Raw genomic sequence first — 13,444 nt, 5'->3', positions numbered from 1 at the left:
TACATTTGTAGGCTTATTATGACATCTCCTCTTTCTGTGATTATTTTAGCTGCTGGTAAAGGCACACGTATGCAGTCGGCAAAGCCAAAGGTTTTGCAGACCCTAGCTGGTAAGTCATTATTGGCTCACGTATTAGATACTTGTCATCAGCTCACTGTTGATGAAACCATCATTGTCCATGGTTTTGGCGGTGATCAGGTAAAATCAGAAATTACCAATCAATATACACAGTCGTCGTTTACTTGGGTTGCTCAAACTGAGCAGTTAGGAACGGGTCATGCGGTCAAAGTGACACTGTCTGATTTACCCAAGTCAGGACAAAGTCTCATTCTGTATGGTGATGTGCCATTGGTCAGCTGCCAGACATTAGCTGCTTTAAAAGCTGCCAATACTGATGGTATGTCGATGCTGACGCTGACTGTCGATAATCCGTTCGGGTTGGGTCGTATCAAACGTGACCAAAACGGTAACATTGAAGCCATCGTTGAGCAAAAAGATGCTAATGCTGACGAGCAAAATATTAGAGAAATCAACAGTGGCATCTACTGCGTAGACAACGCCCTACTGCATAAGTATTTGCCAGAGCTCTCTAACAATAACGCGCAACAAGAATACTACCTCACTGACATCGTCAAAATGGCCGTCGCTGATGGTATTACGATTGCGGCGATTGAGCCTGAACATACGTTTGAGATTGAAGGGGTTAATAACCGCCAACAACTCGCAAGCCTAGAGCGCACATGGCAACGCAAGATAGTCGCCGACTTACAAGAAGCGGGCGTTCAATTTGCCGATCCCACGCGCGTGGACATTCGCGGGTCGTTGAGTGCCGGACAAGATGTATTTATTGACGTCAACGTGGTCTTTGAAGGCGACTGCACTTTAGGCGACAATGTCTATATTGAAGCAGGCTGCGTCATCAAAAATGCCCAGATAGGCAATGCTTGTTATATTAAGCCTTACTGTGTGGTTGATCGCGCTGATATCGGAGCTGGTGTCGACATAGGACCTTTTGCACACCTGCGTCCTGATACGGTATTGTCTGACAACAGCAAAGTCGGTAACTTTGTCGAAATTAAAAAATCAACAATCGGTCAAGGCAGTAAAGTAAATCACCTAAGCTACATCGGTGATGCAACTGTCGGCACAAGCGTCAATGTCGGTGCAGGTGTCATTACTTGTAATTACGATGGTGTCAACAAGTCGCAGACTATCATTGGAGACAATGCCTTTATTGGTTCCAATGCAAGCCTAGTCGCGCCAGTAACCATCGGAGATACGGCTACCATCGCTGCAGGTTCTGTCATTACCAAAGACGTTGATAGTAGTGCTTTAGCATTTGGCCGAGCTCGTCAGGTACAGAAAAATGACTTTCAACGACCGACTAAAAAATAACTGATTTATCGAAAGTTTGATCAATCGCCGTCATTCTTGAGTAAACCTAAGCAGTACGGCAATCGTGGTAGTACTGCTTCATCATACTTTTGAGCTAATAACTGAGCATTGGTAGCTAACGAAATTTACTAGTCTTGTACCATCATATATTGAATTATTAAAAAACAAATTTAAGGAAAAGTCATGTGTGGAATCGTTGGCGCAGTTGCTGAACGCAATATTGCGAATATATTGCTTGAAGGTCTTAAGCGTCTAGAATACCGAGGTTATGACTCAGCGGGTCTTAGCATCATTCACAATGGTGAGCTACATCGTGAGCGTCAAGTGGGCAAGGTTCAAGCCTTGGTCAATGCGGTTGAAGCCAGCACTGATTTTTTTGATGGGCATATTGGTATCGCTCATACTCGCTGGGCCACGCATGGCGAACCTGCACAGCGCAATGCACATCCGCACGTATCTGGTAAGATTGCCGTTGTTCACAATGGTATCGTCGAAAACTACGCTGAACTCAAAAAAGAGCTCATCGCTAAAGGCTACGAGTTTACCTCACAAACCGACACCGAAGTGGTGGCGCATCTGATTCATGACATTTATGAGCAAACCAATGATTTGCTAGAAGCGGTACGCGCAGTGATTCCTAAGCTGCATGGTGCATTTGCTTTAGGCATCATTCACGTGGACACACCAGACGAGCTGGTCACGGTACGCTTAGGCTCGCCTTTGGTCATCGGTGTCGGTATTGGTGAAAACTTTATCGCCTCAGATCAGCTGGCACTACTGCCAGTCACCAACCGCTTTATGTACCTAGAAGAAGGCGATGTTGCCAAATTGACCCGTGACAGTATTAAAGTCTATGTCGATGGCGAGGAAGTCAGCCGCGAAGTGCATGAAATCGATGCCAAGCAGCATAATGCTGACAAAGGCGAGTTTAAGCACTATATGCTCAAAGAAATCTATGAGCAGCCAGATGCAGTCGCTCGTACGCTTGAAATGGCCATTGATAATCGCCAAGCGTCAACCTTACGTGATGACTTTTTAGCACGCAATGAAGCGCAGTTATCAGGCGTACAGCATGTACAAATCATCGCTTGTGGCACCAGTTATCATGCAGGGATGGTTGCTAAATATTGGTTTGAGAGCTTGATGCGCCTATCCTGCTCTGTTGAGGTGGCCAGTGAATTCCGCTATCGCAATCCTGTGGTACTCGACAACTCGCTGGTGATTTGTATCTCTCAGTCTGGTGAAACAGCCGATACCTTATCAGCCCTACGCGATATCAAAAAGCAAAACCCAGCAGGCTTGGTGAGTCTAGCGCTATGTAATGTGCCTACCTCATCATTGGTACGCGAGACAGACATATTCTTGCCGACCCTTGCAGGCCCTGAGATTGGTGTAGCATCGACCAAAGCCTTTACCACCCAGCTGGTCGCACTCATGCTATTGATCTTAAAAACAGGCGCAGTACAGCAGCGCATCGACAGCGCAAACCTAAGTACTTTACTTGGCGAGCTACAAAAGCTGCCCGGTCAACTCTATGCCAGCTTGCACCTTGATGCTCCGATCAAAGCGATGGCGGAGCACTTCGAAGATAAGAAAAGCTGCTTATTTTTAGGGCGCGGTCTACAGTTCCCTATTGCTCTAGAAGGCGCATTGAAGCTCAAAGAAATCTCTTATATCCACGCTGAAGGCTACGCCGCAGGTGAGCTCAAACACGGTCCGCTAGCGCTTGTTGACAAGGACATGCCAATCGTAGTGCTGGCACCCAAAGACAGCATGCTCGATAAGCTCAAAGCCAACATGCAAGAAGTACATGCCCGTCACGGCGAGCTGTTCGTCTTTGCTAGTGAAGATAGCCAAATCGTTGCTGAAGACCGCCTACATGTAGTATATGTTAAAGCAGTTTGCGAGACGCTTGCCCCTATCGTCTACAGCGTACCCGTACAGCTACTGTCTTACCATGTGGCCGTGATGCGCGGTACCGATGTCGATCAGCCGCGTAACCTTGCCAAGTCGGTGACGGTGGAATAATATAAGTTATTGATTTTATTGTAATTGTACGCGAGTAATAAAGTGTCATACTGAGTAATAAAGATTCATACTGAGTAATAAAGTATCATACTGTTGACTCCGCTATTACCCCCTGCTAAAGTTTATATAACTTTAGCAGGGGTTTTTTATGCTTTCAAAAAAACAAGAAAAGTGGCTTAAAGAAGGTAGAGGTCAGGGGGAGTTTGCCGATTACAAACCTTGGATAAAAATATCTGATATATCGTCGTCAGGTCGATCCCATAGGGTTTTCGGTCACAAAACAAGACGTACTCACCATTTAATGTCTGATTTAGAGCTAGCAACATTTCTATTTCTTGAATGGAGTCAAGAAATAATAGATATTCGAGAGCAATTTCCTCTTAAATTTGATGAAACCCTTCGGATTGCAGAGAATATGCAAGTAAAGCATCCTGCTATTAGAGGCAATACTCATGTTATGACATCAGACTTTTATGTTGTGAGCTCTGATAAAGAGCTTAGCCAATTTGTTTTGCAGGCAAAATATTCAAAAGATCTAATGAAGCCCAGAACTCTAGAGAAACTAGAGATAGAGCGTCGATACTGGCACTCTAAAGGAATTTCGTGGCAGATAATCACTGAAAAAGACATACCTATAGCCGTTCAAAATAACATTAAATGGCTATATCCAGAAACTACTCTAAATAGGTCAGTTGATACTCAAGACAGTCTGTATTTTTACGCTAAGGAATTTACCAAATATCCTGAAAAAAGCATTATCGCTGTGTGCAAAGATATTGATACTGCATATTTCAGTGAGGTAGGCAGTTCGCTTAATGAGTTGAGAACGCTATTAGGGCTGAGGTTCTTCACATTCGACCTTCGCATAGACTTCAGAAAGCTAAAGTGTAGCGACATTCAAATAAGTAACTCTCATTATTGGGACTTGATGACTGAGGAGCTTGGATATGTTGCGAATCAATGATGTCTATAGTAATCAAGGTTCAACGTATAGAATACTAAGCCTTTTACCAGAGCAAGTTGTTTGGATTGAGATTGATCGTACATCCTCATTGCCTGAACTTGTACTTATTAAGGATTTAGTAAGTCTGATTGAAGAGGGTGTGTGTTATATCACTGACGACCCTCATCAGAGTTTACTGTTACAAACTCCAAAAGATGGCAGTAAAGCTCAGTTAAAAAGAGATGAGAATTATGAGCTTATTAAGCCTATCGTAAGTCACCCTTTATATTACCTTCCAGAGGAACGTGCAAATTTCATTAATGAGATTGTTGACTCTAAAAGAAGTACAAAGCAAACGCTATATCGATTACTTCGTAGGTATTGGCAAAAAGGCCAAGTACCTAATGCTCTACTTCCGAACTATAAGAATTCTGGAGCGAAAGGAAAAAAGCGTATTGCTAAAGATAAAGAGCTAGGTAGGCCTAGGCTCTATAAGGAAGGGGTTACTGCCGTTATTAATGAAGATGTAGAAAGGCTCTTCTCAATTACTATAAATAAGTACTTATTAAACGATAGCAAGCATACAGTCGTCTATGCTTACCGAAAATTTAAAACAATGTATCGCTCTTTAAATCCAGATGTTAAAGAAGAGGACTTTCCTAGTATCTGGCAGTTTAAATACTTTTATGACAAGAACTTTACTTCCGTTCAAAAACTCAAAGCTAGATATAATAAAATCAGTTATAACAAAGATGTGAGACAGTTAAGCTCGACTGTTAACACTCAAGTTCTTGGTCCTGGTTCACGCTATGAGATCGACGCTACTATTGCAGATATTTATCTAGTATCTGATTCAGATAGGCAGAGTATTGTAGGTCGTCCAGTTATTTACTTCGTTACAGATGTGTTTAGCCGCATGGTAGCAGGTTTTTATATTGGATTTGAAAACCCTTCCTATGCCACGAGTATTCAAGCCTTAGAGATGGCAGTAGCGGATAAACAAAGTTACTGTAAAAATAATGGTATTAATATCACAGCTGACGATTGGCCATGTATAGGCTTGCCAGATGCAATTCTCGCAGATCGTGGAGAGTTACTAGGTCATCAAATTGAGACCTTGGAAAAAAGCTTTTCAGTTCGAGTAGAGAATACCCCTCCTTATCGTGGCGACTTAAAACCTATTGTGGAGCGTTACTTTAAAACCATGCAGGCAAAGTTCAAACCATTTGCGCCAGGAGTAGTCACAGGGGTTAAAGAGAAGAAAAAAGGTGGCAACGACTACCGATTAGATGCTGCTTTGACAATTTCAGATTTAAAAAAAATTCTTATTAATTCAATTTTGATGCATAACAATGCTCATCAATTAAGTCACTATGATAGAGATAGTGATATGCCATCTGACTTACCTCTAGTTCCTATTGAATTATGGAAGTGGGGGTTACAACATCGAACAGGTAGGCTTCGTGCTGTCTCAGCGGATGCTTTATACATAGCGCTATTACCTCAAAAAAAAGCCAGCATTTCAGATTTAGGTATCAAGCTCTTTGGTAATTACTATATTTGTGCTGAAATAAGAGAAAAAGGCTGGCTTCATCGGAAAAACACAATCAATAGACCTAAATCGATTAAAGTTGCTTACGATCCTTTAGATGCAAATACAATTTTTATCTTTTATGAACAAGGTAGCCTCAATTATTGGAAAGCCCATTTATCCGATAGATCAAGAGAGTTTAAGGGCTGTAGTTTTTGGGAGGTGTGGCAAATACAAGAAGAGCAGAAAAAAACAGCTGCCAATCAAGAGCTTAAAAGTAGTTTCGCATTAGAAACCCTTGAACGAGAAAATGAAAAAATCATAAAAGAAGCTATGAAGGCTAAACCAACGGCATTTAAAAGCAAGTCAGCTCAGTTAGCTAATATCAATGATAACAAAAGGTTAGCTAAAGATGAGGAGCGACAGAACAGGCAGAAAAGCAAGTTTAAAAAAGGTGAGTTAATTCAACTGCCTACGACCAAAAAAAGCACGAGAAGTCAAAGTGAACTGGATGATGAAGAGCTAGCGCTTAAGTTCCCAGTTTATCATGATATTTTATCTGAAGATGACTGATTACAGAATGTTGGAGACAGTAATGATTAATGCAGTTTATAAAGAAAGCTTTGGTTCTTACAAAGGGAACCCCTTTATTGAGGCACTGCCTGACATTCTAGAACCAGAACAAGTGGTCAAAAAACTTAAAGGTAGTATAAAGCTCAATCATTCTGACTGTCAGGCTTCCTCTTCTATTAGAGCACATTTGATATCTCAAATGATGGGTCTGTTTTTTCAGCCTATCAACCGTCATATTGATCTTGAGAAGAAGTTATCAATAATGATTCGTGAAGGGTATGTTGGACGCAATCCTAAAGACGGCTCTTTAAATACTCATCTTCAAAATGGCTATGAGCGTTTAATGTCTGGTGAGGACGATGTGATTAGGTTTCCTACAGCGACTTCTACAGCTCGTAGCTTGGCATTTATAGGCTGCTCAGGTAGTGGTAAAACGACTACCCTTAATAAAATCCTATCGACCTACCCTCAAGTCATTTATCATTCAGACTTGAACTTTACTCAAATTGTCTACCTAAGAGTAGATTGTCCACATGATGGTTCACTTAAAAGCCTATGTCTTCATTTTTTTAGAGCAATCGACCAAGCTTTAGACTCTAATTATGAAAAAAAGTATGCGCTAAAACGACATAGTATTGAAACTTTATTGAATTTGATGCGTCAGATTTCTAATCACCATGCTATCGGACTGTTAGTAATAGACGAAATACAACATCTCAGTGTTAATAAGTCTGGCGGTGCTGAGAAAATGTTGAATTTTTTTGTGACGCTAGTAAATACGGTAGGTCTTCCTGTCGTTATGGTTGGAACACCAAAAGCTAGATTTATATTTGAAGGAGACTTAAGATCAGCTCGACGTGGAGCAGGTTTTGGCTCAGTTTTTTGGGAGCAGATGGCACAAGAACCAAATATAGTTTTAGCAGATGGCAAAATATATAAATCTGAATGGAACAGGTTTACGGATAATTTGTGGAAGTATCAATGGTTGAGAAAAGCAGATATTATCTTATCTGACGATGTAAGAAGTCGTTGGTATGATCTGTCACAAGGCATTTTAGATATCGTAGTTAAGCTTTTTGTACTAGCTCAGCTCAGAGCTATAGATTCAGGGATAGAGCGTATTACGGTTAAACTACTGCAGACCACTTACGATGAAGATCTAAGACCTATACATCCTATGATAGAAGCCTTGCAATCTGGTAGATCAGATAAAATTGCCGAGTTTTCAGATCTAGTAATACCCGACATCGATAAAAAGTTACTGCAGCTCCAAAGTAAGCTACATCAAAAGAAGTCTGAGTTCGATGAGGTATCAGAATATCAGGGGTGCGAACTAAGCATTAGATTACATCGTATGTTAGTCGATATGGGGAAAGACTCCCCTGTACTAGTTCCTACAGTTAAAAAGGCAGTTTCTGAGCTACCTGAAGCCTCTATGCCCGAGTTGATGTCTATTATTTTAGAATGGTCGAAAGAGGTTAAAGTTGGAAACAGCAATTTAAAAGATGACTCTCAAACGATTATTCGTACAAAGAAATCGAATTATATCAAACCAAAGGATTGGCATACGCTTGACTCTGAAGATTTACGCTATCAGTTCACTCAAAAGGAAAGGGATGATTCATTTTATGAACACTTAAAAGATTCTACATCGCTAATATTTGATATCAATGATTGGCTACCTAAGGTAAGTTGATGTGATAAACCTCCCTATCCCGTATGCCGAAGAGCTAATTTACAGCACAGTTGCTAGGTACAAAATTAGAGCTGGATTGATTAGTCCAAAGCAGTTATTAGATGATGTTTTTGAAGATAGAGGAGTAGTTGCAACTGTTGATTTGCCATGCCATTTATCTAAAATAGCGAATCACTATCCTCATAACCGTTTTAATCTGAATTATATTGCATACCAGCATACGCTTTTTCCTTTGTATGCTCCTTTTATCCCTGAGTCTAGGCGACAAGAATGTTTGAGATGGATGGCTAATCATTCGCAAGGCGCTATTCACTTAGCAATAGGGAGTAATGCATCAAGACTGCCCTCAGTAAAATATATCCGTTACTGCCCACAATGTTTTAATGAGCAGTTTAAAGATTATGGTGAATGGTATTGGTCACGTATGTGGCAAATTCCAGGCATAACTTGTTGTAGCAAGCATGGATCATTAGCGGATTCTTCAGTTGAATATCGTCCTAACTCCCGTCATGATTTTATTGCCCCTACTCCACATAACTGTAATATAAATCCACAAGGAAGTGTCAATGAAGATAATAGGTTCCTCATTTCTAAAATATCTGAGCTTTTATCCTTAGCTGAACAATCTTCTCCGACTTTTGAGCAGTGGACTGCTTTTTACCACGGTTTAGCTCGATCTAGTAACTGTATAAGAGGGTCTAAACATATCGATCATCTTCGTATACTAGAAAAGGTGGAAAATAGATGGTCATTAGAGTTTTTAGAAACGAACAATCTTCATAGACTTAACAGTGAAACAGGTTGGCTTCGCGGTATTTTTCGTAAACATCGTAAATCGTTCAGTTATCTTGAACATATTATCGCTATTAGTTCAATATTGGAGCAAGAATGGACTTTTGAAGAAATAATAATGCAGGTGAAAAGCCAGAAAACCACCCTATCTGGTAAAATTACAAAAGCGAAAAATACCATAAAGCCTGACAGTGAATTGGTAAAGTCAAATCGAAACCTATGGTTAGACTTGATTAAAGAACACCAATCGATTAAAGAAGCTAGAAAAGTCAATAAAGCTCTTTATGCATGGCTATATCGTAACGATAAGACATGGTTTATTAATACAAACAAAAACTACCATCAACGTCACATACCTAAAGGATTCACTGTAGATTGGCAAAAGCGAGATAGCGAGTTTGTGAGGTCTTTGATCAAAATAAACGATCACACATGTTTCGACTTAACATTACCTCGTAAATCAAAAAAGTGGTGGATGAATCAAACTGATTCAGTCTCAATGATTGAGAAGAATCAAGATAAGCTACCTTTAGTCTCAGCATTTTTGGACAGATATAGTGAAGAAGTTAGTAACTATCAAATAAGACGGTTAAGCCAGGTATTAATTGATAGTATATCGAACAATCAAACTTTACAGCGCTGGGAGATATTACGACTGGCTAAATTGAGTGATGAGCGAATTACTCCTGAGTCTAGTAGGTTTCTAGAGCATGCATACAGTATTACAAATATGCGAATAAACAAGGTGAGTATATGATCGCTAAAGGTTTTCCTGAAGACTCGAAAATAATGTACGTTGCTAATATTTTCAAGTTTAAACACTTGAAGACATGGAATCTTGAGCTATACGTAACAAGCACTAGGCAAAATCAAATATTACATACTAGACTATCAAATCTACCAGCTCTCGCGAAAAGAAGAGTCATAAACCCTTCAGATGGGCAGTCTCGTAAAGGTGGCTACCCATTTTTTTTGAGTAATGTCTCTACTGCTAATTGGCAAGTAGGCATTGATTCAGAAAGCGGCGGTAATACCTTTGTGTTTGACTATATCAGACCAGATGAGTCAACAGTAACGGTCCATATACCTCAGATTGAGTTTGCACGAGTGTTATTTTTTCATAATGCCTATCTTGCTCGAAACTGTATTGATCACGGATTACTCAATAGAGAGTTTTGGATTCAAGACATGCCAGATGATTCAGTATTGGTAAATGTTTTGCCTATAAGCTCTCTACCTTTAAAAACTTTTGATCACGAAGGACAGAGACGCTTACTGGCTTGGATACTAATAGATGGAAATGCGCGTTCTTCCTATGAAAGTATTGCCAAAAATTTTATTGAAGAAGTTCAGGAAACTGAAGACAAGAAAACATGGTGCTTTAAATTTAGTCCGCCACGGCTTGATAACCTCTCACTAGACACTAGAGGTTGGATGCACAAGGATACTGGCAATTACTATGTTCATGAAATTATAGGGATCAGTAATATTCTCTCCTCTTTGCCCAAAAAAGTGCCATTTTATAGTGAGAAATTCAAAGCTGGTACGAGAGGCGGCGGTACAAGTAACGTAGCTAAGCCAAATGGTTCAGTAAGTAGTGATACTATTGATGATCAGCAAGAAGCAGATATTGACACTAAACCGAAAACGATAGAGGTGCCAACAACCTCCTTTAGCTTTGCAACTCCAATAGAAACTCGAAAAGTTGTCAAAAAAAGAGTTTCAGGCGCACAAGGAGCAGAGACTGAAGATTATGAAGAGTTAGTAGAACTAGATCTTGGTACAGATGAGGCCACGATTGACGGCACAGCATGCCAAGCGGACTTCTCTGGGCTTGATGATGACAGCGATGTTTTAGAACTGTATATGCAACGATTTGAAGCCTTTAAGCTACTAATCAAGAGGCTATCAGAACGACCTAAGACTGACTGTACTGAAAAACTACATTTTTTACCTGCTGTTGGGCGCTCTAGGCTACATAGAACGATGGACGGCAATAGACGGTCTTTACTTGAAGTAAGAGTCAAAACTGACACTTCTCAGTTCGTCATTTTAGAGATAGATACTACTGACAACTTTAAGCCAATATCGACCTTAATAATAAAAATCAATGATTTAGATTACTGGGACGATCATATGGATGAGTTTCTGAGCTTAGTTGTTAAGAGATCACTGCGTTGGCCTAAGAGCAGTTATTTAAAAAAATTTGACGATGTGTACACCTTGAACCATCCTAAAAGTATGTTCGAACTTACTGAAAGTAGTGACGATTTTATACGATGGCAAAAGCGATTGGATACAGTTCTAGGTTTGGCTGAATGATTGCGGATGCTTAGTATAAAAAACGAGCATAATTATATAATTTTCATTGAATGAGTATTTTTGTCACTCTTAAAAAAATCTCATCAGTTTCATCACTTGCTATAGAAGCAACAGCCGTCATACCCCAAAATAATTCACCAAATAGCTCAATAGCTATCAGTAGGTGTTCAGCTGATAAATTAATGCTTATGAATTTAGAGGGTATATGCAAACCTTCATTAGTTCGACTAAAATACAACGACTTTTCTCTAAGAGCTGAGTATTTCCCTGTTTCATAGTTCATTATTATCTCTTCAACTCTCTCTTTACCAATACTGTTATATAAGCGTTCAGAAGATAAAAATAAAGGGTCGATAGAGATCCTATGCTTTTTGCCATGATTAAAGAGAGGGTCTTTCGATCGCTTTACTCTTTGCTTCGTTTCTAGCCCTCCTCTTGAGCGCATGTGCCCAGCGTGAACTTTAGCAATTTCTTCGAATACAGTAATAGATAAAAATAGCGAAGGTGCTGCACTGTCAGTCATTAATAAGGTATATGAAGCTTTTATCAAATCAAAGATATGCATAATAGCAGCGTTATACTCATCTCTACTCTGTAATCCTGTATAACCATCAGAAATTGATAGAGATGCTTCGTATGCTATATGGTGACCTGTACTTTTCACTACGTGACTCTCCGTTAATGAGTATCAATGACAACTGAGAAGACTTCAATAGCCTTCGGTATTCAGCTGTAGCAAACTGTTTAAGCTACCCGTGCCAGAAAATGGATCTAGACGGCTTATTTTTGATGTGAATGACTTACCCTAAAGACTTTATAAACTTGTTACTATCTAGATCATAGCCTGCTTCACTCAGCTCTTTCGATAGTATATGTTTCCAAGCGCCAGCATTATCTAACTGGTTCCAAATAACACCGCTAAAATCTGTTGGAATTTCTAAATCACCTGATTTAAATGCACATACCTTGTTCCGACCGAGTTTGCCCATGAAATAACCCAACTCTAAAATCACATTTTGACGGGCCCGAGGGTGGTAATTATCTGCATTTTTCGATTTACCTACATCATCTGGAGTCAGTAATATAATTGCAAACCCTACATCAGAATAATGCTCAATTTTTTCAATAATCGTCTTATTACCACTTGCCTGTTCATGAAGAACAATAGCTTCAAAATCATTTTTTTCTAGAAAACGTGCCATCATTTCTTTTGCATGATCGTCATGCCCATGAACGACAAATACTTTTCTATTAGATTGAGCTACAGCGTTAGCATCATATGTCTTAAGCTCAGGCTCAATTTTGCTATTTGAAGCAACATATTCTTTGTAGTCGCGCACAAATGGAATGATTAATCCTCTAACTAAATTATGAATACAAGAGATTATTTTATTATCGCGGCTACTAAAAAACTCGTATGCAAAATTTGACGCATAACTTGTATCATTACCTAGTTTTTGAACTAATGCATACTTTAGTCCCAGGTCTTGTTCATCACTACCAGTCCACTGTAGTTTGCTAGTGCCAAACATCCCTTGCTGAGTGGCATAGCTCGCCTCTAGAAATTGTTCTAAATCAATATTTTGAGTAAGTGTTTCATTGAAAGGCTGTAAGTCTTCATGGCTTAACAACTGAGCTAGATTTTCAAGCAACCCTTCATAGGTTTGGCTTTGTGAGGCTTGGAGATCTAACACGGTATTATCAATTTTTTTGAATAGATCAACGGCCATTTTCATTCCCCTCACTATCAGCCTGTATTCTTGCTTCACTTGCTTTATCTACAATCATCTGCCTATAGGCTGCCTTTATACCGTTAGCCATGTCGATAGCCACAGGATTTGAAGCGTAATTTTCGAACTTTTTATCAATCATATTTTCCATTTCAACGATAGCTAACTCAATGCTTTCAGCACTTTCAGCATCGAACTGTATGGTTCCTAATTCACCTTCAAGCTCATCGGTCACTTTGCCCAACTCACTTAATGTCTTGTTCAGTTGATCCAGCCCTTTTATCTCAAACATCTTATCTACTCCTATTTCATGACTATCGAATTTTATAAAGTTATAATAGCAGGTTAGCTGATTAACAATTCACATTAGCCGAGCATATGCGACAATATGTGTCGTTTGAAATATTTGGCTCATTGTTTGGATAGAATGACTT

General features: G+C 39.7%; 10 protein-coding genes. 7 read left to right on the top strand and 3 right to left on the bottom strand.

Going from position 1 to position 13,444, the window contains the following annotated elements; all coding sequences use genetic code 11:
• Positions 1-18 precede the first annotated feature (18 nt).
• The 7 genes from glmU (at position 19) to QO189_RS11250 (ending at position 11,280) form a co-directional block, all read left to right on the top strand.
• Entirely contained in the window at positions 19-1,395 is a 1,377-nt protein-coding gene (gene glmU, locus QO189_RS11280) for a bifunctional UDP-N-acetylglucosamine diphosphorylase/glucosamine-1-phosphate N-acetyltransferase GlmU (protein WP_371532789.1), read from the top strand.
• A 183-nt stretch (positions 1,396-1,578) separates the two neighbouring features.
• Positions 1,579-3,423, top strand: a complete 1,845-nt coding sequence (gene glmS / locus QO189_RS11275) for a glutamine--fructose-6-phosphate transaminase (isomerizing) (RefSeq protein ID WP_371532788.1) — start codon at positions 1,579-1,581, stop codon at positions 3,421-3,423.
• Positions 3,424-3,571: 148 nt separating this feature from the next.
• Complete coding sequence (locus QO189_RS11270; protein ID WP_290178495.1) at positions 3,572-4,387, top strand: TnsA endonuclease N-terminal domain-containing protein; 816 nt, start codon at positions 3,572-3,574, stop codon at positions 4,385-4,387.
• Positions 4,371-6,470 (top strand): Mu transposase C-terminal domain-containing protein, encoded by a 2,100-nt coding sequence (locus QO189_RS11265; protein WP_290178494.1) that lies wholly within the window; start codon positions 4,371-4,373, stop codon positions 6,468-6,470. Before QO189_RS11270 ends, QO189_RS11265 begins: the two co-directional genes overlap by 17 nt.
• 22 nt (positions 6,471-6,492) lie before the next feature.
• On the top strand, positions 6,493-8,166 hold the full coding sequence (locus tag QO189_RS11260; protein WP_290178493.1) for an AAA family ATPase: 1,674 nt from the start codon (positions 6,493-6,495) through the stop codon (positions 8,164-8,166).
• A gap of 1 nt (position 8,167) precedes the next feature.
• Entirely contained in the window at positions 8,168-9,715 is a 1,548-nt protein-coding gene (locus QO189_RS11255; protein WP_290178492.1) for a TnsD family Tn7-like transposition protein, read from the top strand.
• Entirely contained in the window at positions 9,712-11,280 is a 1,569-nt protein-coding gene (locus QO189_RS11250; protein ID WP_290178491.1) for a Tn7-like element transposition protein TnsE, read from the top strand. The genes QO189_RS11255 and QO189_RS11250 overlap by 4 nt, the downstream gene beginning before the upstream one ends.
• A gap of 43 nt (positions 11,281-11,323) precedes the next feature.
• On the opposite strand, the gene QO189_RS11245 is transcribed toward QO189_RS11250, so the two are convergent.
• The 3 genes from QO189_RS11245 to QO189_RS11235 all read right to left on the bottom strand — a co-directional run bounded on the left by QO189_RS11245 (position 11,324) and on the right by QO189_RS11235 (position 13,302).
• Positions 11,324-11,944, bottom strand: a complete 621-nt coding sequence (locus QO189_RS11245) for an AbiV family abortive infection protein (RefSeq protein WP_290178490.1) — start codon at positions 11,942-11,944, stop codon at positions 11,324-11,326.
• Between the two features lie 136 nt (positions 11,945-12,080).
• Entirely contained in the window at positions 12,081-13,016 is a 936-nt protein-coding gene (locus tag QO189_RS11240; protein WP_290178489.1) for a nucleotide-binding protein, read from the bottom strand.
• Positions 13,000-13,302: a hypothetical protein gene (locus QO189_RS11235; RefSeq protein WP_290178488.1), complete on the bottom strand. Its 303-nt coding sequence runs from the start codon at positions 13,300-13,302 to the stop codon at positions 13,000-13,002. The genes QO189_RS11240 and QO189_RS11235 overlap by 17 nt, the downstream gene beginning before the upstream one ends.
• Positions 13,303-13,444: the final 142 nt, after the last annotated feature.

It is taken from the genome of Psychrobacter sp. Arc29 (assembly GCF_041431175.1).
GTDB lineage: Bacteria > Pseudomonadota > Gammaproteobacteria > Pseudomonadales > Moraxellaceae > Psychrobacter.
Note: the sequence above shows the minus strand (reverse complement) of the source record. Positions and strands in the feature narration are given on the sequence as shown.